This is a genomic window from Microcoleus sp. PH2017_24_DOB_U_A, assembly GCF_020738205.1.
Classification (GTDB): Bacteria; Cyanobacteriota; Cyanobacteriia; order Cyanobacteriales; family Microcoleaceae; genus Microcoleus.
The window spans coordinates 1-24,685 of record NZ_JAEQCT010000068.1; the positions used below are offsets into that span (position 1 = coordinate 1).

The 24,685-nt window shown below is 46.0% G+C and carries 23 protein-coding genes; 9 read left to right on the forward strand and 14 right to left on the reverse strand.

Annotated features, from left to right (window positions below):
- Together JGK07_RS19570 and JGK07_RS19575 are read right to left on the reverse strand one after the other, a co-directional pair.
- On the reverse strand, positions 1–1,249 hold a 1,249-nt coding region (locus JGK07_RS19570), incomplete at its 3' end, for a hypothetical protein (protein ID WP_293203594.1).
- A gap of 670 nt (positions 1,250–1,919) precedes the next feature.
- Positions 1,920–2,423, reverse strand: a complete 504-nt coding sequence (locus JGK07_RS19575; RefSeq protein WP_293183881.1) for a thioesterase family protein — start codon at positions 2,421–2,423, stop codon at positions 1,920–1,922.
- A 288-nt stretch (positions 2,424–2,711) separates the two neighbouring features.
- Here JGK07_RS19575 and JGK07_RS19580 point away from each other — a divergent pair, with 288 nt between their 5' ends.
- Entirely contained in the window at positions 2,712–3,566 is an 855-nt protein-coding gene (locus tag JGK07_RS19580) for a universal stress protein (protein WP_293183883.1), read from the forward strand.
- Positions 3,567–3,664: 98 nt separating this feature from the next.
- Here JGK07_RS19580 and psbM read toward each other — a convergent pair whose 3' ends face one another.
- The 10 genes from psbM to JGK07_RS19630 all read right to left on the reverse strand — a co-directional run bounded on the left by psbM (position 3,665) and on the right by JGK07_RS19630 (position 12,999).
- Entirely contained in the window at positions 3,665–3,778 is a 114-nt protein-coding gene (gene psbM, locus JGK07_RS19585; protein WP_096829117.1) for a photosystem II reaction center protein PsbM, read from the reverse strand.
- Positions 3,779–4,136: 358 nt separating this feature from the next.
- Positions 4,137–4,433 (reverse strand): 2Fe-2S iron-sulfur cluster-binding protein, encoded by a 297-nt coding sequence (locus JGK07_RS19590; protein ID WP_293151570.1) that lies wholly within the window; start codon positions 4,431–4,433, stop codon positions 4,137–4,139.
- A gap of 348 nt (positions 4,434–4,781) precedes the next feature.
- On the reverse strand, positions 4,782–6,683 hold the full coding sequence (locus JGK07_RS19595; protein ID WP_293242740.1) for a TolC family protein: 1,902 nt from the start codon (positions 6,681–6,683) through the stop codon (positions 4,782–4,784).
- A gap of 140 nt (positions 6,684–6,823) precedes the next feature.
- Complete coding sequence (locus tag JGK07_RS19600) at positions 6,824–8,302, reverse strand: DUF512 domain-containing protein (RefSeq protein ID WP_293183891.1); 1,479 nt, start codon at positions 8,300–8,302, stop codon at positions 6,824–6,826.
- A 363-nt stretch (positions 8,303–8,665) separates the two neighbouring features.
- Positions 8,666–9,034: a clan AA aspartic protease gene (locus JGK07_RS19605; RefSeq protein ID WP_293183893.1), complete on the reverse strand. Its 369-nt coding sequence runs from the start codon at positions 9,032–9,034 to the stop codon at positions 8,666–8,668.
- Positions 9,031–9,306 carry a hypothetical protein gene (locus tag JGK07_RS19610; protein ID WP_293183895.1) on the reverse strand — a complete coding sequence of 92 codons (276 nt, stop codon included), beginning with the start codon at positions 9,304–9,306 and terminating at the stop codon, positions 9,031–9,033. The genes JGK07_RS19605 and JGK07_RS19610 overlap by 4 nt, the downstream gene beginning before the upstream one ends.
- A gap of 122 nt (positions 9,307–9,428) precedes the next feature.
- Entirely contained in the window at positions 9,429–9,764 is a 336-nt protein-coding gene (locus JGK07_RS19615) for a hypothetical protein (RefSeq protein ID WP_293183897.1), read from the reverse strand.
- Positions 9,765–9,809: 45 nt separating this feature from the next.
- Positions 9,810–10,178: a type II toxin-antitoxin system RelE/ParE family toxin gene (locus tag JGK07_RS19620; RefSeq protein WP_293183899.1), complete on the reverse strand. Its 369-nt coding sequence runs from the start codon at positions 10,176–10,178 to the stop codon at positions 9,810–9,812.
- A complete protein-coding gene (locus JGK07_RS19625) occupies positions 10,171–10,413 on the reverse strand; it encodes a hypothetical protein (RefSeq protein WP_293183901.1) in 243 nt (80 codons plus the stop codon). The genes JGK07_RS19620 and JGK07_RS19625 overlap by 8 nt, the downstream gene beginning before the upstream one ends.
- Positions 10,414–10,440: 27 nt before the next feature.
- The gene (locus JGK07_RS19630) at positions 10,441–12,999 is read right to left on the reverse strand and encodes a sigma 54-interacting transcriptional regulator (protein ID WP_293242743.1); all 2,559 of its coding nucleotides are present in this window, start codon (positions 12,997–12,999) and stop codon (positions 10,441–10,443) included.
- A 436-nt stretch (positions 13,000–13,435) separates the two neighbouring features.
- Between JGK07_RS19630 and JGK07_RS19635 the strand changes: the two genes are divergently transcribed.
- Both JGK07_RS19635 and JGK07_RS19640 read left to right on the forward strand, forming a co-directional pair.
- Complete coding sequence (locus tag JGK07_RS19635; RefSeq protein ID WP_293190608.1) at positions 13,436–14,035, forward strand: sulfite oxidase-like oxidoreductase; 600 nt, start codon at positions 13,436–13,438, stop codon at positions 14,033–14,035.
- 761 nt (positions 14,036–14,796) lie between these two features.
- Positions 14,797–15,480 (forward strand): PEP-CTERM sorting domain-containing protein, encoded by a 684-nt coding sequence (locus JGK07_RS19640; protein ID WP_293183908.1) that lies wholly within the window; start codon positions 14,797–14,799, stop codon positions 15,478–15,480.
- A gap of 801 nt (positions 15,481–16,281) precedes the next feature.
- On the opposite strand, the gene JGK07_RS19645 is transcribed toward JGK07_RS19640, so the two are convergent.
- The gene (locus JGK07_RS19645; RefSeq protein ID WP_293217148.1) at positions 16,282–17,079 is read right to left on the reverse strand and encodes a mechanosensitive ion channel domain-containing protein; all 798 of its coding nucleotides are present in this window, start codon (positions 17,077–17,079) and stop codon (positions 16,282–16,284) included.
- Between the two features lie 152 nt (positions 17,080–17,231).
- Between JGK07_RS19645 and JGK07_RS19650 the strand changes: the two genes are divergently transcribed.
- The 4 genes from JGK07_RS19650 (at position 17,232) to JGK07_RS19665 (ending at position 21,756) form a co-directional block, all read left to right on the forward strand.
- Positions 17,232–17,843: a VTT domain-containing protein gene (locus JGK07_RS19650; protein ID WP_293190606.1), complete on the forward strand. Its 612-nt coding sequence runs from the start codon at positions 17,232–17,234 to the stop codon at positions 17,841–17,843.
- A 135-nt stretch (positions 17,844–17,978) separates the two neighbouring features.
- Positions 17,979–19,256, forward strand: a complete 1,278-nt coding sequence (gene ahcY, locus JGK07_RS19655; RefSeq protein WP_293242746.1) for an adenosylhomocysteinase — start codon at positions 17,979–17,981, stop codon at positions 19,254–19,256.
- A gap of 300 nt (positions 19,257–19,556) precedes the next feature.
- Positions 19,557–20,171: a DedA family protein gene (locus tag JGK07_RS19660; protein ID WP_293242749.1), complete on the forward strand. Its 615-nt coding sequence runs from the start codon at positions 19,557–19,559 to the stop codon at positions 20,169–20,171.
- A 160-nt stretch (positions 20,172–20,331) separates the two neighbouring features.
- Positions 20,332–21,756, forward strand: coding sequence for an NADP-dependent isocitrate dehydrogenase (locus tag JGK07_RS19665; RefSeq protein ID WP_293242752.1), 1,425 nt, complete (start codon positions 20,332–20,334; stop codon positions 21,754–21,756).
- Between the two features lie 225 nt (positions 21,757–21,981).
- On the opposite strand, the gene JGK07_RS19670 is transcribed toward JGK07_RS19665, so the two are convergent.
- Positions 21,982–22,596, reverse strand: a complete 615-nt coding sequence (locus tag JGK07_RS19670) for a glutathione S-transferase N-terminal domain-containing protein (RefSeq protein WP_293242755.1) — start codon at positions 22,594–22,596, stop codon at positions 21,982–21,984.
- A gap of 163 nt (positions 22,597–22,759) precedes the next feature.
- On the opposite strand from JGK07_RS19670, the gene JGK07_RS19675 reads away from it, so the two are divergent.
- Positions 22,760–23,146, forward strand: coding sequence for a DUF2358 domain-containing protein (locus JGK07_RS19675; protein WP_293190604.1), 387 nt, complete (start codon positions 22,760–22,762; stop codon positions 23,144–23,146).
- A gap of 247 nt (positions 23,147–23,393) precedes the next feature.
- Entirely contained in the window at positions 23,394–24,575 is a 1,182-nt protein-coding gene (locus tag JGK07_RS19680) for an RtcB family protein (protein ID WP_293197933.1), read from the forward strand.
- Positions 24,576–24,685: the final 110 nt, after the last annotated feature.

Genomic DNA, 24,685 nt, shown 5'->3' on the forward strand with positions numbered 1-24,685 from the left:
GCATTTCCGAGACTTGAGAATTGAGTTGCTCTTCCAATTGCGATCGAGTTTGACGCCCATTTTCTAACTGATTTTCTAAGTCGGATATTTGAGATTGCATTTGAGCTTGATTGTGGTTGGCTGTCTCGATTTGAGTTTGCAATTCTAAGACTTGAGAATAGAGGTGCGAGCGTTCTGTGTTTGCAGTTTCTAAATCTGATTGCAGTTGCGATCGCTCTTGGTATAGACTTTCTAACTGCTGTTCTAATTCGGATACTGAAGATTGCAGTTGAGCTTGGCTCTGATTTGCTGTATCGAAGAGATTTTGCAATTCCGAGAGTTGAGAGTAAATGTGCGATCGCTCTTTGTTAGCCGTTTCTAATTGAACCTGCAATTCTGACAACTGAGACAGCAACTGTTCCCGCTCTCGAACAACCGTTTCTGATTGACTTTGCAGCTCAGATAATTGAGAGTTTAACTGCATTTTATCCTGATTCGCTGCTTCTAACTGCGTTTCCAGCTCTAATGCTTCAGGTTGCGGTTGATTTGGTTGTTGGCGGGCGGTTTCCAATTGAGAGTTGAGGATTTCTCGTTCTTGCTCTGAACTCTCTAGTTGAGCTTGCAATCCCGAAAGTTGAGACTGAAGTTGCTCCCGCTCTTGAATTGAGCGATCGAACTTAATTTGAATTTCTGACAACTGGTATTGTACCTGCAATCTGCCTTGGCTAGCAGTTTCCAACTGACTTTCAACTTCCGAAAGCAGAGCGTTAAATTGAGAACGTTCTGCATTAACCGCCTCTAACTCTGCTTGCATTTCCCGGATTTGGGCGTTAAGTTGCGATCGCTCGTGCTGAGCCAATTCTAACTGATATTGAAGTTCTGCCACTTCTGCTAACTGAGACTCAGCTTGTTGAGTATTTTCTAGCTGAAACTGCAAATCAGCAATCAGAGCATTAACTTGCGATCGCTCCTCAGCAATTCCTGCCAAAAATTCTTCCAATTCCGACACTTGATTGTTTAAAACATCTTGCTCGCGAGTCACAATTTCCAAGCGACTTTGCAGCTCAAACATTTCAGAATTTAGCTGAGTTTCATTCTGCATTTTCTGCCGCAATTCCGAAGTTCTAGCATCCAACTGCGACGCCAACTTCGATATGGCCTCCTGCGAACCCTGCATCCGCACCAAATTGCGTGAATTTCGCTTATTCAAAATAAGCCAGCAGACTAATGCCCCGCCTGCAAACCCTATCAATAAAAGTAATGCTTCCATTTGTTTATTTAATTGATATAAATTGAGTTATTTTGCTGTTTTTCCCAAAATGGGTATTCAAAAAACACTATCTTGTTCAAGGATATCACAATTTTAGCGCCTGTGTTTACCTGGCAAAACACTTTATATTTGTTTACATTGTTTGACATTGTTAAATGTTAACATTAATGTACAATGTTGTTGTGTAGAGCGCATTAATTGGGATATTTGGGCAGCGAATTAATACAATTTTGGAAAATTAATGCAACAATATTGGTAGGGTGTCTCGCCATGTATGGTTCCCAACAACAACAGAACATCAAACTATAGCAGTCTTTGCAGGAGTCGTAAAGTTTTTTACCCCACCCCAACCCTACCCTTATTAAGGGGAGGGAGTAAGAAATTCACAAATGATTTAGGATTTATATAGCGACGCAAAGCGCGGCAATAGTTGAGTAAACAAACTCAACTAATAGTGTTGTAACAAGGATTGTTTCAATTGGTACAAGTAGAAGTTTGGCATAAATATTTGATTGACAGGTCAATGGTAGATTAAAAGTTTATCTAACAAAAATAAAATAGAGATAATTTTAAGTAGAGCGAGCGAATCAGTGCAATCTTGTTTAATGACTGAAATTCAACCACTCTACTTATGATGTCTGGGCAAACTATTTTGGATAATGAACCAAAGTTAGGGTACAGGTTTCACAGAAAGCCTTGTCAAAGCTTCCTTTAGCGCCGGCGGCAATTGACGGATAATCTTGCCCTTGTCCCGATCGACACCTACTAAAGTTACCTGTGCTGTCACGTACAATTCTTGAGCGTCGGGCGATCGAATTTCGTAATCCCAAAGCAGCCGCACGCCCTCGGTAGCAGCCATCCGGGTTCTGACTGCCACAGATTGACCCATTTGTACAGAGCGGTGGTAGCGCAGTGAAAGCTCAACCACCGGCAATTCCACACCCTGCGCCACCCACTCTGCATACTCGATGCCGAGAGAGCGCAAACTTTCCACCCTAGCTTCCTCCATCCAAGTCAGATAAGTCCCGTGCCAAACCGCGCCACTGTAGTCAGTATGGTGGGGGTAGACTCGCACCAAATATTCAAACCAGCCCTCCGAGTCCATCATCCCCGACCGCTTTTGAATAGCGCCAGCCGCTGCAAGTTCTGGTTGAGTTCGATCGTTCTCTAACACGTTACAAATTGTTCCAAAACGCTACATTTCTACAAATCATAAAGCAAACTTCAGGCTTATGCTTAACATTAACCCACTAGAGTAATACCAATTTTTTATGAAGCTGCATATAATCCGATCCCCCCTAGCCCCCCTTAATAAGGGGGGGACAAGATTCCGCTCAAAGTCCCCCTTCTTAAGGGGGATTTAGGGGGATCAAGATATGTGCAACTTCACATTAAATTGGTATAACAACGCCCTAGTAAGAGCGCCCCACAACAAAACTCAACTGTTTTCACACCAAAAACCATGATAGAAAAAATTTTAGTAGCCGTCGCCGGTCGCGGCTTGTGCGAAGAGATGTTTAATATGTTGATGGACATCCCTTCCTTGCAACAAAGCTCTGTCACCGTTTTGCACGTCGTGCCGCAGCAAGTAACTTCCGATGGCATGGCCGACAAGTTGGAAGAAGGAGGGAAGATTTTAGCACAAGCAGTGCAGTCTTTGAAAATAGATCCCAGCAAAGTCAATCCGCGGCTGAAACAGGGAGACCCGAAAACCACAGTTTGCCAAGTCGCAGAAGAAGAACAATCCGACTTAGTAATTATGGGTTCGCGGGGATTTGGACGGCTGCAATCGATTTTGGAAAACTCAGTCAGTCAGTACGTTTTCCAGCTAACATCGAGACCGATGTTGTTAGTAAAAGACGACATCTACGTCAAAAAAATTAGGCGCGTCATGGTGGCGCTCGACAAGTCAGAATCTGCCAAACAGTCATTGCAGCTTGCGCTATCTTTGGTTAAAGAAGTGAGTGGCGGGCAGATAATTCTAGTACACGTCACCAAAGATTTGACGGGAAAATACACCGAAGATGTGACAGCAAATGCTGAAAAAGACCCCGTATTGGCTGAGGGAGTAGCACTGGCGAAACAAATGGGAGTTAGCTACCGTTGCGTGAGTGCTACAGGTAAGCCCGGTGAAGCAATTTGTCAGATTGCAGAGGAAGTGAATGCAGATTTGTTGGTCATCGGTTCCCCGGATCGGCGGCCAAACGTTGCTAAAAATTTCCTGGATCTCGATCGACTCCTAGGAAATTCCCTATCAGATTACGTGCGAGTCTACGCCAACTGTCCCGTCTTGCTAGCCCGGACGATCGTCAGCTAAACTCTCGACACTAACAGCTAACAAAAAAGCGCCCCAGCAAAAAACTGTTGGCGCTTTTTTTGACAATGCACAAAGCTAGACAAAAATAGCAGAAATTACTAATCTTTTCTGCCTTCGCGACTAGCTGTTTGAATGTACAAAATGATTAGAAAAACACTGGGAACCAATACAAACAGAATGGTTGCCACAAACCCTAGCTGATTAACTTCCATGAAGACCCCCGCCTCTATCGGAAAATATGAAAATACACACAACTAGAATACCACTCAAAGGCAAAAGGGAAACTGGAAGACAGAAGGAGCGCCACAGAGCCGGAGCCTCGAAGCTTGGGAGAGTCTCAGAGCATCCCATTTTCGCAAAAAGGATGTTTTTTTATAGTGCGAGCGTCCCCGCTCGCGTGCTGTGTAAAGCACGCGAGCGGGGACGCTCGCACTACAAATGCTTGCACGTTCGATGCACCCGGAGAGTCCGAGAGCAGGAGAATGTCTGCTTCTTCCCTCGAACCTCTTCCCTCATCGCTCTTTTTACCCGCTCGCGAAGCCTTCTTGCTTCTTGCTTCGCCAACCCCAGCTACGGCTTAGTCTTGACGCTCACCGGGCCGTTGACCATGGTTTGACAAGCCAACCGATAGTTTTCCGGCTTTTTCTTGAGCTTGCGGTTCTCAAAGTCAGTGCGGGGCGACAGATTTTCACTACCCTCGACAATTTCCACAATGCAGGTACCGCATTGACCGATGCCCCCGCAATTCATCATCTTTCCCGAAAACGTGTATAAGTCGATGCGGTTTTCTAGAGCTTTGAATCTCAAATTTGCTCCGTCTGCTGCGATGACTTCCTGATTTTCCTTCACAAACTTGATATTAGCCATTGCCGATCCTTTAACGCAGTTGACACAGAACTCTATTACAAAATATTAACTAATGTGTCGGTTATTAAGAATATTTAGGGCGCAGAAAGTAGAAATTGGTCGTGGGGCAACTCAAAATGCAAAAATCAGGAGCCAGATTTTTGCATTGGTGATTTTGACATGACGCTCGGCGTGCGGGGTCAGAAACTCGGTTTATTCCTAGATTTCACGCCGCCAAACGAATATTTTGCCCAGAAACCGGATTTCTGGGTTTTAGTTTTGAGTTGCCAAATACACGATGCCCAATGCCGTTGGCGGTAAAAGGTCGATCGCCCGAACGAACCCAATCCAACCCAACCCAACCCAACCTCAAGGAGCATCCGAGAGGTTATTAGTGGGAAGATTGCTCACAGCGCGCTGGAGAGACGATAGCCCCAGGTTGTAGTTGACAATTGCCGACAATCGGTTTCTCTCAGCCCTAGTCAAATCTGTTTCCGCCTGAATCACATCAGTCTGAGTGCCTACGCCAGCTTGAAACCGGAGTCTGGCCAGACGCAAAGCTTCCCTCGACTGCAAAACTCCGGCTTCAGAAGTTTCGATATTCTCAAAACTCGACTCCAAACCAAAATAAGCTTGTTCAACTTCTCGGCGCACCTGGTTGCGGATTTGGTCAAATCGACTTTCGGCGATCGAGATATCGGCATCCCGCTGTTTCACCCTCGCCTTCACCGCGCCCCCGTCGAAGAAATTCCAAGTCAGATTGGCTTGCACTGCATAGCCACTCGCCCAGCCGCGAGTTGAAAACGGTCTTGTATCGTCAGTAGTTAGCCCTTGAAAGTTGTAGGAACCAGTGACATTAACTTGAGGTAGCCCCCCCGCCCGAATCGATCGCCTTTGTTGCTGGCTGATATTCCTCTGTACTAACTGCTGTTCCAACTCAGGGCGATTCTTAAAAGCCTGCACGATACTCTCTTCCAAAGACAGCCTCCAGGAGCCAGCTTGCTCCACCGGGTCAGCCGCCGTCAAGTTCGCCGACTGACTGATATTCAAAATCTCAGCCAGCCGCCGCTGGGCCACCCGCTGATCGCGACGGGCCACGGACAGTTGCTGCACTTCGTTGGCCACATTTGACTGAGCCTGCAACACAGCAAAGCGGGTTCCCACCCCGGCGCGTTCCAAAGCTTCCGCATCCCGCAAACTTTGCTGGGCATTTCTCACCGAAGCTTGGCGGATAGCAACTTGTCCGTCGGAGTTTTGCAGGTTGTAGTAAGCCTCAGAAGTGTCGAAGCGGAGTTGCTCGGCTTGGCGTTCCAAATCCAGTTCCCGAAAGCGCAACTGTTCCCTAGCCGCGCGGATATTAGCCGTGCGGCGGCCGAAAATGTCTAGATCGTAGCTCAACTGTAAAGTGTTGTTGAGACCGATGGTGCCGAAATTTTGAAACTCGGGAGAATTGGTCGGAAGTTGGCGGCTGACGGGTAAATTTGCATTCTGGCGAAGTCGAGTCTGCACTCCAATCTGTCCGCTGGCGCTGACTTGGCGGGTTGCGGCCATTTGAAAAGTCAGATCTGGAAATAAAGCAGCCTGCTGTTCGCGCACGCCCGATCGATTTTGTTCGACTTGTTTCTGGGCGATTTGCAAAACTTGACTGTTGCGGCGGGCCAGATCGATCGCCTGCTGCAAAGTAATTGACTGAATTTCCTCGATTCTGACATCCTCGGGCTTTGTCGGAAACTGTAGCGGATTCGGGTTGGGTGCTAGGGAAGCCGGGGGCTTGGTGTCTAAAATGCCCTTCGGGGTCAGAGGCGGGAAAGTTTCATTCGGAGTGCCGCGGGGAACTGGTGCTGGCAAATTCGGCACCGGAACATTGTTGGGGTTGCTCGGGACAGGTTTCTGCCGATTGTTTGCCGGTGCTGGTTTTGGAGACTGCGCCAAATACTCCTGCTGCTGGGTTGATGGGGCAGCCGGAGCAGCCTGTTGGGGCTTTGATGCTTGGTCTGACTCGGTTGGGAGAGTTGCTGCCGTAGCTTTCCCAGGTTCCTGAGACTCCGAGGTTGGGGGGTTTTGGGCGATCGACTGTTGTGGATCTTCTGATGTTGGTTCTGAGGATGTGTTCGAGGTTGATCGAATATTCTGCGCTAATTCGATCGGATTGCTAAGGGGGGAACCGTCCTGAGATTGAGCCGGAGGCTGTGCTGAAGCACTCTGTCCGGCGTTGCTGAAAGTAATTGCAGCGCCCACTCCGACCACCACGATTTGACGAAAAACACGCATAATTTTTTAATTACTTTGCAATTCTAGAGACAATTTTAGAGCAAGATTGAGGTCTCAAGTTTCTAGTTTGGTTCCTGAACTCGACAGTTGCAAGTCACAATTACCGTACTTGTCTTGCTTGTAAAGGCTTGATTCAAAATTTACAATTGAACTTCAGCAGTTGCCAGACCGATCGCCCCCGAGATTAGTTCCTCTACGCCACTTACCGGCAAAATCCGGGTTTTCAGCGATTTTTCGAGCTGTTCTACGGTCATGTCGTCAAGAAAACGAGGTTCCCCCTGTTTTAGCATAACCGAGGGCAGGAGGATACCATCTCCCAAGTCTTTTCCCTGCAAAGCTTCGAGTAAATCTTGCCCGGTGAGCAAACCCGTAACAGTGATAGTTTGTCCCCAGTAGCGGCTGGACAGTGCCACCATGTTGACAGACAAGCCGGGAATTTGGTTTAGTTGTTGTGCGATCGGCAAAAAAGCCTTTTCAACAGCATTTCCCACCACCCAAACCAACCGGCGCGGCCCAATAACTGGCAGCGGTTGCAGCTTAGCAAAAGCCGTTTCAAACTGCCCAATAAACTGCCGAATCGAACCCACACCGTTACCAATTTGGGGATAATCTTCATAATCCGCCGCCGACGGCAAATCCAAACCCGCGATTAAAAACCACTCATCAGCCAGCCAAATACAGCGCGATTTTGAATTTCCCCTTACCACAGGGAAGTTTAAATCTTCTAAATCTTCTAACTCTTCTCCCCCCCTTAGTAAGGGGGGGCTGGGGGGGGTGAATTTTGAACTTTTTTTATTAGCCTTTTTACCGCCTTTCCCTTGACTCAAAACCGCTTGAATTTTCTGCACTTGCGCGATAACTTCCCGCGCTTTTTCCGCAGTTACAGCAATCAATTCATCTTCAGCAGGACGAAAGCGAGTCAAACCCACCGGCACCACAGCCACCGACGCTACAGCCGGGATATTTCCAGTATGAAACTTTGCCAAATCCAACAAAGTGCGTTCCAAATGTTCGCCATCATTAATCCCCGGACAAACCACAACTTGAGCGTGAATTTGCAAGCGGCGCTCTTGAAACCATTTAACTTGTTCTAAAATCTTCCCAGCCCGAAAATTTTTCAACAAGCGAATTCGCACATCCGGTTCCGTAGCGTGCACGGAAACATAAAGAGGAGAAAGTCGCATTTGTTCGATTCGGTTCCATTCTTTTTCAGTCAGATTGGTGAGAGTCAGATAGCTGCCATAAAGAAAGCTGAGGCGGTAGTCATCATCCTTGAGATATAAAGTTTCGCGCTTTCCCGGAGGCTGCTGGTCGATAAAGCAAAAAGGACAGCGGTTGTTGCACTGAATTAATCCGTCGAAGAGGGCGGTTTCAAATTCCACACCCAAGTCTTCGTCATACTCTTTTTCTATTTCCAACTTGTGAGTTTTGCCTTTAGCATCTAAAACTTCTAGTTCCAGAAATTCATCGGCGCACAGGAATTGATAGTCGATCAAGTCGCGGGGTTTTTGGCCGTTGATGGCGACGATGGAGTCTCCGGCATCAAATCCCATTTCCGCGCAGATGCTGTCGGGGATAACTTTGGTAATTAGGGCTGGTCTGGTTGATAATTCGCTCATAAGTTCGCGATGATTTTTTATATTTAATAAATTATTTTTGACAATTTTTGGGAGATTAGGACTTACGCACGGGTGGCGATCGACAACCTGGTTTTTATCCAAATACTTGCTTGAGGCCCTCTATCTCGGTTGAGAACCCGGTTTCTTTGTTTGGAGTGGGTCGATAACTATAGCGGTTCTCAGAAAGATGAGGTATGTTGTTGGGCTTGGGCCCTCTTAGTTGAACTGGTTATACAAGCTGTCAGTCATACCTCATCTTTTTGAGAACCGCTATATATATTTGAATGTGTAAATATTATTATCACAATTAGCGTCCTTTGTCAACTTTGTTGCCCAGCATCGAGCGTAGTAATTTGTTAGACTTTATATTTTTTTGAGAGTTACGATACCGCTGTCTACAATCTGAATTGTTAGCTCGTAGCCATCCATCAATGACATACCAATAAGTGGATCTGAATCAGCTTCATCAATTGGTATAGTAACTGGCTGACTATCCCAGAGAATAGTTGCTTCATAGATATCAAATATACTCTCACTGCCGTCAGCTAGTATTGCCCGTCCTCGTCTCTGCCAAGGCAATCCTAAAATAACAACCAAATCTGGTGGTAGAGATAGCCAGCCATTAAAACCCGTATCTACAACAGCATCTCGCTCGTATAGTTCACCGTTATTGCTGTAGATGGATATGCGAAGAATTGGTTCATAATCGCCGTTAACTACTCCTGTAATCATTTGGCTTTTTGGATGCGACCGGCACCAAAACGACGCACATAGGTTGAACCAACGCGCACGATCCATATCTGAGCAGTGGGGTACTTTGTTCGGAGTCGGCTACAGGCAACTATCTCGTTACTATCGATCTCCCATGCAGATGTCTCAATATCGATCGCCACAATTTTACCTTTGTTACTCGGCTCAACTTGCGATCGCACTATGCGATCGTATATCTCATCGCCAAGTCGTGCAAACTCTTGCTTGCTATAACGGGGTTTCAGAATAGTCATCGCAGTTCTCTGTGGTTGTCAACTTAATTATACACTTTTAACTTTCAGACGATGTTTACATTTACCAAATCAACTGAATTAGCTTTAATATAATGCTTAATGTTGGGCAACAGCATAAAGCATTATATTTTTTCCATACACTGCCCTGCAATTTGCACGCGAAAAGTTATTCCCGATCGCATTGGCTGCCATCCGAGTTGCATCGCTTGCCGTATCCATTGTGCTACATCAGAGGGTGTTACTGGTATTACTTTGTTGGATCGAAGACAATCTTGAGGGTGAGGTCGATCGGTAATAATAACTAATACCGAACCAGAATTTTCAGCGTGTTCGACAGCAACATGAAGCTTTCCGCAACCGTAGTCTGCTTGCATATTACTAGCTTGTCTGCGGATGAGCCAGATGAAAGGCTCCCCGTCAACAAGGATTTTTCTTGTTCCTTTTTTCGGTATTGACATAGTTTGCTTCAAGCTGGCTTACTTGCGTGATTAAAACGAAAAAACTCAAGCATCTGTTTCTTCAGGAGTTGTGCTGAACCCTTTGATAATTTGACGAATCTCCTCTATCTCAATGTCTTCGCGCTCTGATTTTGAGTAAATGTCCAGTAAAACAATCAGCGTGGTTGATGAAATCCAGTAAATTAGGCGATAACCACCACTCTTACCTTTTTGAGTATCGCTGTTTCTAATCCGCACCTTCATAACTGGGAAGCCAATGTCAGGGATTCTATCTCCCAGAAATTCTCCAACTTGTAATTGTTCAAGCACAGGTTGAATATTGGTTGGAATTTGGCGGTATTTCTTGGCGAGGTTTTTCAGTTTTCGCTGAAATTCAGGTGTGAGACGAATCTCAACAAGGGGAGAATTAGTCAACGTCGATTCCCTCCCACAGTTGAGAAAGGGGTAAGGTTTGTCCGGTTATTGCTTGCTCCCAAGATTGGCGAAAGCTGAGACGTGAAAAATCTGTATCTTCCTCTGTTGTTGCAGCTTGAGTTTCCAGAGAATGGGTGCGTTGAATAATATCGGATAGTGTTTTAAGTAGTTCAAGTTGTTCTGTCAATGACAGTGACTGAGCAAGATCGATCGCTTGTTGAAGTTGTGAAGTCATAGTAAATCCTCCTTGTTTTATTTTACATTAATTTCCCACGATCGCATACCACAAACTCACCATCAAACACAAACTCGCTAAATGCTGCGGCATCAAAGATTTAATCGATCGCTTGGCAATTTTCTGAGTCACAAATATCGTCACCAACAATGACACAATTAAAGTTAGACCTTGCAAGAAACTAATCACCGCCGGATCTCCCACAAAACTCGGCAAATCATCTCTAATTTGTCCGAAAGTCGCAAAAGCTACGGGAATCACTCGCCCGCCTTCCTGCAAACCCAATCGCCAATAGTGAGCCAAACTACCGCCCCAAACTAGAGGTAGATATCCGTAGGCGAGACAGACAAATGAAAGGGGTTTAGTAATTTTAAATGGGAGAGTTTCTGCTTTTCCCAATCGATAAATTGCTTGCATGACTGCATAGGCAAATAACGGAATCATCGGCGGAATAATTAACACCGCGATTGACATTCCTAAATGTGGTAAAAATTGTTCTAAATTGATGCCCAGCCCCAACAAAATATTTATCTCCGGCAAGCGGTGGATATAAATTCCGCCTAATAATAGAAATAATAGTGCAACTTCATAACCGTGGGGAACGTGGGTAGTCCACAATTCAATTCCGGGAGGGCGCAGATTTAATTCTACCGATCGATGCGGACAAGCTTTTAAGCAAGTCATGCACAACACGCAATCTTTATTATCGGTTAATTGCGCGGGATGGGAATAAACCGGACATCCATTAGTAGTTAATCCTTCCCCAAAACCTTCGCCTCCTTTATAGCAATGGTAGGTGCTGCATTCCGCCGCGCAGGTTCCTTGTTGGGCGCGCAGTTCGATAATTGAGAGTTTAGCAAATAATCCATTCATGCCGCCGATCGGGCATAAATAACGGCACCAAAACCGCCTCTCGAATATCAGCGAAAAAATTACCGCGCCCGCCGTAATTAGCAATAACAAACAACTGGATAAATAGGCGGTATTTTCTAAATTCCACAACTCTTCCCACAGAAATATCAAAGTAAACATTCCGAATAGAAACCAGCCGCCCCATTTTTCAGCTAATTGGCGCGGCCATTTATTGAGAGTTCGCGGAAAAATTTTCAGCGAGAGCTTTTGGACGATTTCTCCATAAATCATAAAGGGGCAAAAAGCACACCACAATCGCCCGAGGATAGGGAATAATAATAAAATTAACGGCCACCACCAAGCCCAAAAGATATTTAGGGCAAAATTATGCTGTCGATCTTGGGGAGCAACAAACAGGATAGTTACCACTAATGCAAATACCCAAGTGGTAAACCAATAATTTACGCGATCGGGATACCAATCGCTCCGTAAAAATTGCCGAAATTTGGGATATATTTTGAATAAATTGAGTCGAAATTTTTGTTGCTTTGCCGCCTGCGCCCAAAAGACTTCTTCCGTTAATACCTGACTTCCTTGTGCTTGAACTAAAGCGCGATCGACCATTCCCTGCAATTCCTGCAAGTTTCCCGGAAAATCGTAGGCTTGCAAGCGGCGAATTGCTTCCGGCGTGACTTGGGGCTTGACTAATTTCTTTTGGCGACAAAAGATGTTGAGATAATAGTTGACTTGTGCTTCTAAATCTTCTTTACGCACCCGCAATGACGGTACTTTAATCTTGTGTTGCGTTAGCTTATCTAGCTGGGGTTGGACGATTTCTGAGATTAAAATTATTCGGGCATTGCTAGAACGCGGTTGCGGCGGTATTTGTCCTTCTCTGACAACTGGGGTATAGGTTCCCTGGGTTAATAGTTGCTGAATTTGGGGGCTTAATTGAGCGGGTAATTCTTGAACGTCATTTAAAATTAACGTCCCTTCTCCCAACCATTCCAACAGCCCTGGCTTACCGCCCAAACGCCCGAATAATTCTGCTCCATTGCTCTGAAGCAAGGCACTTTTGATCTGAATAATTGGCTCGCTGCGACGACTTGAACCGAAATGAATTAAAGCAGCTAAATTATCTTTTTCTAAACCAGGTTCGCCAGAGATTAACACCGATCGCTCGTCACTCGATGCAGCCCGAATTTGTTGGCGCAATTTTACCGCATAACGGCTATTCCCAATGACTCCCCGTTTCGCCTGCGGTACTAGATAGCTACGAAGGGCATTTTGACGCTCTCTTTCGTAGGCGATTTCTGCTTCTAGCTGCTCTAATTTCGCGGCCAAGCGTTGAGCGTAGGCTTCGGTGATGCGTGGATATCTTTCGAGCAAACTGCGCCAGCGATCGGCACTAATGACCCAAAATTGAGATTCTGTACGAGTAATAATTCTACTATCTGCCGGTTGCGATCGCCCGAGGGCGGATAAATTCGCGATCGCCCCCGGTAACAAACTACTCCCCCACATTAAACCCGGTTGTTTGCGGCGGTAGCGATCGGCTTGTCCTCTTTCTAGGATGTAGAGATTGGTGACTGGTGTATCTTCGATTACCACTCGAAATCCCGGGGGAAAAGTTGACATGGACATTTCCAGCGCGATCGCCTGTAAGATATCGCGGGATAATATGCCTAATTCCGTGTTCTCTTCGAGCCAGTTAACTAATGTTTCGGTAGACATCGCTTAGCGCCGGCGAAAGCCGAATCGTGGTAGTTGGTGTAGGATATATCATTGTGCTACATCAATCAATATTAACTGCTGGAACTAGCCTTTTGAGTTTTAGTGTGGTGTGAATTTTCTCTCTTTAGCATAGCCGATCGACACTCCCAGTTCTAATATATTTTTTCTACGCATCCTCGGGCAATCTGCACGTGAAAACGTTTCCCCAGTCGCTGAGGTTGCCATCCTAAAACGATCTCGCAAACTCCACTTGCGGCAGCAATATTTTAATAATTCGCCAATGTTCATCAGCATCATTTCGGTGGCGAAAACGGGAAAAAATCAAGCGTTGCAATTTCGGTCAAAGTCGGTAAATCATCCACCGGTAAAGCTGTTGTTTGTAGTTGTCTCTAAGTTATACTGAGGATTGCAGTCATTTACTGTAGAGCTTGAATAAATGCAGGGCAAATTTTTTCGCAAGCCAGAATCAGATAACAGCGATCGCGTCCCCCCGGGTCAATACCTCGCCAACGGCTTTCCCGTTCTGACTTACGGCGATACACCCTCCGTCAGCATTGAGACTTGGGAATTTAAAGTCTGGGGATTGGCAAAACCAAAAACCTTCACTTGGTCTGACTTCCAGGCCATGCCCCAAAGTAACTTTACTGCGGATTTTCACTGCGTCACCCGCTGGTCAAAACTAGACGTGCAGTGGACGGGAGTCAAAGTCACGGATTTTATGAACAGCATAGAAGTCGATCCTAAAGCCCTCCACGTCCTGGAACACTGCTACGGCGACTACACTACTAATATTGCGATCGCCGACTTCCTCCGAGAAGAAAACTTTTTCGCCCACACCGTCTTCGGCGAACCGCTATCCCCCGATCACGGCGGCCCGATGCGGTTGGTAGTTCCGCACCTCTACGCCTGGAAAAGCGCGAAATGGATTAACGGCCTGGAGTTTACAGAAACCGAACAACTCGGTTTTTGGGAACGCAACGGCTACCACCGCAGGGGCGAACCTTGGGCTGAGGAACGCTACAGCGGTCTTTTTTGATGCGATCTGACGATCTATCGCGAATAGGGCTTGCCAAGCGCATCTATATATGGTATTTTCTGATGGAAATCTGCTTTTTGGCAATTTTCAAAGCAGAAAGCCCCTCTCGATCGCATCTTTGGGATCCATCACGGCGCGGGTTCTCTGTAGTTCAACCACAAGACCTAAACCCAACGATCGCAGTTTGTCAGTAATTTACCCGAGCGATCGACTACTTTAATTCCCATACGCGAGTCGGAAACAACAAATATTCCTAGTTTCTGGATTAATAGAAAACTTTTATAACTGTTAGATTCCCAGACAGTGACCCTGCCCAAAAACAGGTACCGTCCCACGTGCACGAGCGTCAGGGTACAAGCCAAAATTTTCTACCCGAGTTCAATCTCCCAGATTCAATCGTGCAACTAAATCTAAAATCTAAAATCTAAAATAGACTGACAGTGTTTGTACCTAAGTGTTGGCTGTTAAAGATTTAGACTTGGAAGAAAATTAAAAATTAGGATAAACTCACCGAAATCTATGTTGGGGGTTAGCGCTCGCATGACCGCGAGTGCAAGGTTTATAGCCCTAATTTTTATAATTTTTGGTGTGTATTTTTAGGGAGCGATCGCCCGCTTACCGATTGGCTCGACAGCATTTATAAAGGTATTGTAAAGGCTTGATAAAGAGTTGGTCAAAATTCACATAAAGTGAAAAAAACAAACACAAACTATCAGATAATGAAATTATTAATTAATTATTGCAACACAAGGAATCAGGTCATGAATACCAAACTCTTATCCGCCCTAACAGCTACCGCAGTCGCCACCGCTTTGTTAGGGGCAGGATCTCCAGCCCAAGCCTTCTCCTTTGGTACCAACGGTATCACCTTCGCCAACAATACAGATGTCAAGTTTAACTTCAAAGAGTCTCACGGTGGCTACACTTCCTCTTTGGGAATTTACAGCGTGGGCTCGGTGACATCTCTAGTTAGCACGCTGTTTTCGGAAACTAAATCCTCTGACAATGGCGACCAGAACGAATGGAAAGGATCTTTGGGCAATACAGTCTTGGGTTCGGGAACAGCAGTATTCACATTCCTGGCAAATCAAGTTTACACTTTGGGACTCAACAGCGGCGATGGCGGCACTGTCTACTCGACCTCGGCATTGAACGCTGGCACCCAACAAGCCGTGTTTGGCGGATCCTCGTTGTGGACAGCGCTCGGCAGAGAAACAACAAACGCTTTCCAAGCTGCTGGAAGCTATACAAATGGAACAGCTTCTCTGTCTAACGGAGGCACTCTGATCTCCTTTGACGATCGCGGTGGCGGTAACGACGCAGACTTCCAAGACTTCACCGTCAGCGCAGAAGCAGTTCCAGAACCGATTACCATGACTGGTTTGGCTCTCGGTTTGGGCGGTTTGGTTGCAGCCCGCCGCCGCCGCGCTAGCAAGACAGTTTGATAATTTTTTGAAACGGAACGATCTGTTCGATTACGTTTGACAAAAAAAGCATAAAATTTTCAGGCGCGCTGATGGGAAATCGGCTCGCCTTTTGCTTGAAGAAAGAAGTCATTAGTCAGTAGTCATCAGGAATAAGGAAGAAAGAAGAAGGAAGAGGGAAGAGGATGTTTCGCAGGGAGAATCTCTGTTTTGCATTTGTAGTGCTGTCCCCACTCGCTTGCTTAGGATCGCAAATTAAATAACTTACAATTTTAATTGTTATTGTGGGATGGGCGTCCCGCCCGTCCAAAAAGCACGGGCGGGACGCCCATCCCACAAACTTGTGGAAGTTATTTAATTCTCATTCCTTATAAAACAATACGGTTGACTTAAGAACAATCTGACTTTCAAGAAATGCCTGTATTGCCTAGAAAATCCTGAGATGACATTCGTCAAAAAGCGTTAAGTCAACCGTATTGGCTTATAAAATACGCGATCGGGGACAGCACTAGAATAAAAAATGCTTTTTGCAAAAATTGAGATGCTCCCATCTCCCCATCTCCCCCTTTCCCTCTCTCCCCCTCTCCCACTCTCCCACTCTGGCAGTAGCTTAGGAATGAGAATTAAATAACTTACAATCTTTATTATTCTTGTGGAATGGGCGTCCCGCCCGTCCTTTCTGGACGGGCGGGACGCCCATTCCACAAACTTGTGTAAATTATTTAATTTGCGATCCTTAATTATGCGTCGCTAGCTGAATTTGACGCAGAGTTGTTCGAGGAGCGTAAGTCATACAACTTTACCGGTACGGGTTGAGGAATTTTAATCTCCGCTCGATCGCACGCGGCTAGAATCGCCACCACAGCCCTGGTTTTTGTCCGTCGCACCTGTGAAAAGTTCCGGCAGCGTCCAATGGCGGACAATCAGATGCAAAGAACCATCGTTAAGACCTGAAATATCTACTTCTGGGGTTGGTTGCGAAAAAACACCTTCGACTTCAGAAATAGCTTTGACCAAGGTTTCAATTGCCAAGGAAGGTTCGGTATCGTAGTCCAAAATTAAAGGCAAGTCAGTTCGCCTGTGTGGCATGGCAGTGAGTACCCGCACTGAATTGGTAAAGACGATCGCATTCGGCACAATCACTCGCTCTCCCTGATAAGTCATAATTTGAGTCGATCGCATCGAAATTTCTTCAACAGTACCTTCAAAGCCTTCTACAACTATCTGGTCGCCTAATTGAAACGGTTCGTGCAACAGCATCAAGATGCCTGCTAAAAAGTTTTTGAAGATATCTTGGAAGGCAAAACTAACAGCTACTGAACCCAATCCTAACAAACCGATGATGTCTCCGGGACGCAAAGCCGGGAAAGCAATGACGCAGGCGATCGAACTGCCAGCCGCCCAAGTGAGGGCAAAGGCTATCTGCACCAAGAGCGATCGCAAGGATAAACTTTTGACAGTCTGTTGAGTAGCTGCCGAGACTGCGAGGCTAACAAACTTTGCTGCCGTGTTCGTCAGCACAATAACTACCACAGCCGCTGCTATTGAAGGCATTGCCTCGATCGCTTGACCCAGCAGATTTAACAAGCTAGTTTGGATTTGTTGAATTATGGCGCCCATTGTTAAATTTGAACTAAAAATTTTTAGGTAAATATATCGATCGCTGGCTAATTTATTATTTTGCCTGACCCTCGTTTATGCTATATTCAACAGACAATGATATCCGAGATGTCATATGTACTGCTGAGTTCATTCCCCGGAAAAACAGAAAGATGAATTTTGATTTGCAGCAACTGATTAAAACCTTCGGCTATTTGGGAATTTGGGCTATTGTGTTCGCAGAATCCGGATTGCTGTTCGGTTTTTTTCTGCCGGGAGACAGCTTGCTATTTGCTGCGGGAATTGTGGCGTCGGGGCCAAACTCTATGAATATTTGGACGCTAATTTTTGGGTGTTTTGTCTGCGCGGTGGCTGGCGATAATGTGGGCTATGCAACTGGACACCGCTGGGGCCGTCGCTTATTTAACAAGGAAGATTCCTGGCTGTTTAAGAAAGAATATTTAGATAAAACCGAAAACTTCTACGAAAAACACGGCCAAAAAGCAGTTGTACTGGCGAGATTTATGCCAATTGTCCGCACTTTTGCACCGATAGTGGCGGGAGTGGCGGCAATGAAATACAAAACTTTTATGTTTTACAACCTGATCGGCGGGTTTGTGTGGACGGTGGGGCTGACTCTACTCGGTTATTTTTTGGGAAAGATGATTCCTCCGGACAAAGTTGACCAATATTTACTGCCGATTGTTGGTGTAATAATTGTACTTTCTTTTGTGCCTTCAGTTATTCATATAATTCAAGAACGCCGCGCTAATAAAAAAGATTGATGGCGAGGAGTGCGAGACTGGTGTGTGTCAAAAAGGTCGATCGGGCACAATATCTATAAATCGGGGAACTTGCAGCGACCTAGGTTAATCTGGTACAACTAACAAAGTTGAATGATTTCTGAGAAATTACGTAAAATGGTTGCAACATCAGTTCAGATTAAACACGAAGTCAAAGACTTATCCCTCGCCCCGTTGGGCAAGCAACGTATCGAGTGGGCCGGCCGCGAAATGCCGGTATTGCGTCAAATTCAAGAACGCTTCGCTAAAGAAAAGCCCTTCGCAGGCATCCGTATTTCAGCTTGCTGCCATGTCACCACAGAAACAGCTCATTTGGCGATCGCGCTGAAAATGGGCGGTGCAGACGCTGTACTCATCGCTAGCAACCCCTTGAGCACCCAAGATGACGTAGCAGCTTGCCTAGTTGAAGACTACGGCATTTCCGTCTTCGCCCTGAGAGGAGAAGACGCGGCTACCTACGAACGTCACGTTAACACAGCCCTAGATCACCGTCCAAACATCATCATCGATGACGGCAGCGACGTGGTAGCAGCCCTGATCCAGCACCGCCCCAACCAAATTTCCGACTTGATCGGCACCACCGAAGAAACCACCACAGGCATCGTGCGCCTGCGCGCTATGTTGAAAGACGGTGTGCTGACTTTCCCCGCAATGAACGTCAACGACGCCGACACCAAGCACTTCTTCGACAACCGCTACGGTACCGGTCAATCTACTCTAGACGGCATTATCCGCGCTACCAATATTTTGTTAGCCGGTAAAAATATTGTAGTTGCAGGCTACGGTTGGTGCGGCAAAGGCACGGCACAACGGGCTCGCGGCATGGGCGCCAACGTAATTGTCACCGAAATCGATCCGATTCGGGCGATCGAAGCAGTGATGGACGGTTTCCGCGTCATGCCAATGGACGAAGCAGCCACCGTCGGAGATATTTTCATCACCGTCACCGGCAACAAACACGTCATTCGTGCCGAACATTTCGACACCATGAAAGACGGCGCAATGGTTTGCAATTCCGGTCACTTCGACATCGAAATTGACCTCAAATCCCTCGGTGCAAAAAGCACTGGCGTGAAGACAGTACGTTCTTTCACTCAAGAATACCGTCTCAATAACGGCAAGTCGATTATTGTCTTGGGCGAAGGCCGTTTGATCAACCTAGCCGCCGCCGAAGGACACCCTAGCGCCGTGATGGATATGAGCTTTGCTAACCAAGCTTTAGCCGCCGAACATCTTGTCACAAACAAAGGCAAACTAGAGCCAGGTATTCACTCAATCCCTGTGGAAGTTGACAGAGAAATCGCGCGTCTCAAATTGGAAGCAATGGGTATTTACATTGATACCTTGACTCCCGATCAAATTGAGTACACCAACTCTTGGACTTCGGGAACTTAATCATAGTTTAGAGTTGTAGGGGCAATCCCATTGCTGACAACTTAATGTTAAACCGACAGTCTTTCTTGTTTGTGTCGAAGTCTAGATCCCCCCTAACCCCCCTTAATAAGGGGGGAACCGGAATCTTCTCAAAGTCCCCCTTCTTAAGGGGGATTTAGGGGGATCTAGACTCAGGTAAAAACGACATTTCTCAGGGCTTTCAGTCTTAAGTTGTCACCAATGGGCAGAGCCTAGGAACGAGCAAACTACTGACTAATGACTACTGACTACTGACTACCTATTACCAATTATTAAATCAAAATGGTTGAATGGATAACTAACACAATGCAGTCGATGGGCTATCTCGGCATTGCACTGTTGATGTTCTTAGAAAATTTGTTCCCGCCGATCCCCTCAGAATTGATCATGCCGCTGGCAGGATTCACCGCATCGAAGGGCGATATGGACTTAACCCTGGCGATCGCAGCAGGGACAATCGGCACCATTCTCGGAGCACTTCCCTGGTACTATGCCGGCAAATTATTGAGCGAAGAACGCTTGAGAAATTTAGCAGACAAATATGGCAAATGGATTACAGTATCCGGTGCAGATATTGACAAATCAAATAGATGGTTTAACAGACACGGCAACAAAGCCGTATTTTTGTGTCGCCTGGTACCGGGAGTTCGCACCCTAATTTCCCTGCCCGCTGGCATCAACAATATGGCTTTGTTGCCGTTTTTAGTCTACTCAACAATCGGCACAATTTTGTGGGTGAGTTTCCTCACTTTTGCCGGATATAAATTAGGTGAAAATTATGCACTTGTAGATGATTACCTCGCTCCCGTTTCCAAAATAGTTGCCGTGACTATTGTCATCGGCTTTATTTTGTGGGTTGTGAAAAAGAATATGCAGAAGGAAAAATATCGCAAATAAAGACATCATCAAAAGAATCTGCGTTTATCTGCGTTCATCTGCTTTGCTGTGCGGTAAAAAATAAAGTCATCCAAATTTTTGGCAATTATTTAGAAAAATTTGAGGTTTAGACAGATAATCGTGGCAAAATAAGGAGAATTGCTATCCGCACTGTTAAGATATGTACGAAAAGATTGTAGCCCCCACAACTGGTTCTAAAATTACATTCAAAGACGGTTCGCCGATCGTCCCCAACGACCCAATTATCCCCTTCATACGCGGTGACGGTACGGGCGTAGACCTCTGGCCAGCATCCCAGAAAGTCATGGATACTGCCGTAGAAAAGGCTTACGGAGGCCAGCGGAAAATTAACTGGTTCAAGATTTACGTAGGCGACGAAGCCTGCGATGTCTACGGTACTTACCAGTATTTACCCCAAGATTCCCTAGATGCCATCAAAGAGTACGGCGTCGCCATCAAAGGCCCGCTGACAACCCCAGTAGGTGGCGGAATTCGATCGCTCAACGTAGCATTGCGCCAAATATTTGACCTCTACGCCTGCGTGCGGCCCTGCAAATATTACGATGGCACCCCATCGCTGCACAAAACTCCCGAACTGCTAGATGTAATTATTTACCGGGAAAATACAGAAGATATATACCTGGGAATTGAATGGAAACAAGGCAGCGAAATCGGTAACAAACTAATTGAATACCTCAACAATGAGTTAATTCCTGCAACGCCAGAACACGGCAAAAAACAAATACGCCTCGATTCTGCGATCGGCATTAAACCAATTAGCAAAAGTGGTTCTCAGCGTTTAGTGCGGCGGGCAATTACCCACGCTTTGCGGTTGCCAAAAGATAAGCAGCAAGTAACCTTGGTGCACAAAGGCAACATCATGAAATACACCGAAGGAGGTTTCCGAGATTGGGGTTACGAGTTGGCAACCACCGAATTTCGTGCTGATTGCGTAACAGAAAGAGAGTCCTGGATTCTCGGCAACAAAGAGCACAATTCCGAGATTAGCTTAGAAGAAAATGCCCGCCAAATAGATCCGGGCTACGATGCTTTGACACCCGAAAAACAAGCCGTAATTTGTAAAGAAGTTGCCGATGTTCTGTCCGCAATTTGGGAAAGTCACGGTAGCGGGCAGTGGAAGGAAAAAATTATGGTCAATGACCGAATTGCTGACAGTATTTTCCAACAAATTCAAACTCGACCAGCCGAATATTCGATTTTGGCAACGATGAATTTAAACGGCGATTATTTGTCAGATGCTGCCGCAGCAATTGTCGGCGGATTGGGCATGGGCCCCGGTGCGAATATTGGTGATGAATGTGCTGTTTTTGAGGCGACTCACGGCACTGCACCTAAACACGCCGGTCTCGATCGAGTTAATCCCGGTTCCCTGATTTTGTCGGGAGTGATGATGTTAGAATATATGGGATGGCAGGAAGCGGCAGATTTGATTAAGAAGGGTTTGGGCGCGGCAATTTCTAACGGTGAAGTTACCTACGATTTGGCAAGGTTGATGGAGCCGCCTGTACCTGAGTTAAAGTGTTCGGAGTTTGCTGAAGCGATTATTAAGCACTTTGCTGATTAGGTTTGAGGGATTTTTTTGAACGGGCTAGAAGCCCGTTCCACAAAGAAAGAGTGAAGTTGATTGTGGGGTGGGCTTCTAGCCCGCCCAAAACCAGAATATTTGATTGTGGGGTGGGCTTCTAGCCCGCCCAAAACCAGAATATTTGATTGTGGGGTGGGCTTCTAGCCCGCCCAAAACCAGAATATTTGATTGTGGGGCGTTGCTCCTAGCCCGCTACAAAAAGTGCTATTTTTGTATAGCTGGAACAGCCATACCGCGCTCAACGGCGGGACGCTTCTGCAAGTTTTCTACCCAACGTTTGAGGTGGGGATGGTTGTCGAGGGTTAATCCTTGAAATTCGTAAATAGCCACCCACGGATAAGTCGCGATATCCGCGATCGAATAGTGGCCGCAAATGTATTCGTATTTTGCTAGTTGAGAATCTAATACTCCGTAGAGGCGCAAGGTTTCTTTTTCGTAGCGTTGAATTGCATAGGGAATTTGTTCGGGTGCAAAACGTCTGAAGTGGTTTAGTTGTCCGAACATTGGCCCGACGCTGGCCATTTGAAACATCAGCCACTCCATGACTTGAAAGTATTTGTGTTTGTCTGTGGGCAGAAATTGGCCTGCTTTTTCGGCTAGATAGATCAGGATGGCGCCTGACTCGAAGACTGTAATGCTGTTATCGCGATCGACTATAGCGGGTATTTTGCTGTTGGGGTTGATGGCGATGAATTCCGGGCTAAATTGGTCGTTTTTGCTGATGTCTATGACGTGCACGTTGTAGGGTAAACCTATTTCTTCGAGCATGATCGAGACTTTGCGGCCGTTCGGTGTGGTAAAAGTGTAGAGGTCGATCATAATTGACAGTTGATAGTTGACAGTTGACAGTTGAGGACAAGGTTTTTAAGACTGGAATTTATACCCTGTTCTAAAAACTTGGGGAATCCTGGGAACCCGGATGGGAAACCCTATTTTTTGGTATGATTATATTATAGTGATTTAAGGCGTATGATTAATAATAATGAATATTCTGGAAATTCTTAAAGATGACTACCGCAGATTTCCTGAAAATCAGACTTACAGCATTTATGCAAAAGATGTTTATTTTGAAGACCCAGTAAATCGATTTACTGGAGTCGATCGCTACCGAAAAATGATCGGGTTTATGGGAACTTTTTTTCAACAGATTAAACTCGACTTGCACGATATTTCTCAGTCTGGAGATACTGTACAAACTCGCTGGACTCTGAGTTGGATCGCGCCGCTACCTTGGAAACCGAAAATGGCGATCGCGGGTAGAAGCGAACTGAAGGTTAACGGCGACGGTTTAATCGTTTCCCACATCGATTACTGGAACTGTTCGCGGTTGGATGTGCTGAAACAACTAATATTTGCGATCGACAAATAACCGCCTGTAAGTAGCCTGTAGGGTGTGCACTGCGAGCGGGTTGAGCTTGTAGGGCGCTCTTTTGGAGGACTGAAGTCCTCACTACAAACTTTCTGCCTGCGATCGGGGTTTTTAACGGATATTCGAGGTTTGAAGTAAGTTTTTTGGTTGAAAACCGCGTTTTGGGCGATCGGGCTATTGACCTTAGCCGATATTTGTGCTACAAATATACTACACAGTAGATCGAGTTAAATATATTTAAACAAAAATGCCCTACGAAAAATTAGAAATATCCACCCCAAAACCAGTATTATCCTGGGCAAATCACGCCCTGGGCGACAAAGAGACCAAGATGGCAACCAATGTAGCATCTTTGCCCTTTGTATTCAAACACGTCGCATTAATGCCCGACGTACATTTAGGAAAAGGAGCTTTAGTCGGTTCAGTAATTGCCACAAAAGAAGCAATTATTCCGGCTGCTGTGGGCGTGGATATTGGTTGCGGGATGATGGCCGTAAAAATGCCATTCAGCGCCAACAAATTAGAAGGCAAACTCAAACAAATTCGCCTCGATATCGAAGCAGCAATTCCCGTCGGATTTGCAGAAAATAAAGAAGTCGAAAAATCTGTCACCAACTGGCAAAGATGGGGCGATTTCAAGGAACTGCATCAAGGAGTCCAGCACCAAGATAATAAAGCTTTAAAACAGTTAGGTTCCCTCGGCGGCGGCAATCATTTTATTGAGGTTTGCGTTGACACCGAAAACTCGGTTTGGCTGATGCTGCACTCTGGTTCGCGCGGTATCGGCAATCTGCTAGCCCAACACCACATCGACACTGCCAAAGACTTAGCTAAACTCGCAGAAATTAGTTTGGCTGACAAAGATTTAGCTTATTTTGTAGCGGGTACGCCGGAGTTTGCTGCTTATTGGCACGATTTGCAGTGGGCACAGGATTATGCGAGTTTTAATCGCGATATCATGATGAATCGGTTTAAGAAAATTGTGGAAAAGCATCTCGCGGGTGGCAAAGTTACGAAGCCGCTGTTGCAGGTGAATTGCCACCACAATTATGCGGAAAAAGAGGTGCATTTTGGGGAAGATGTGTATGTGACTCGCAAAGGTGCTGTGCGCGCGCAAGTTGACGATTTGGGGATTATTCCAGGTTCGATGGGGGCGAAATCTTTTATTGTTAAAGGTAAGGGAAATGTGGAAAGTTACTGTTCTTGTTCTCACGGTGCGGGGCGATTGATGTCTCGCAGTAAGGCGAAGAATGTATTCACTCTCGATGATTTTGTGCGGCAAACTGAGGGGGTTGAGTGTCGAAAAAATGAGGAATTTTTAGATGAAATTCCGGGGGCTTATAAGCCGATTGAGGAGGTGATGAGTCAGCAGTCGGATTTGGTGGAAGTTGTGGCGACTCTGAAGCAGGTAGTTTGTGTCAAGGGTTGATGGGGGAAGTGGGGAGAGATTTTCAGCCTATTTTAGGGTTGAAGTTTTGCGATCGTCTCCTCTTTCTTCCATGCTACAATATTGCTCAACTGCAACAATTTAAATATTTT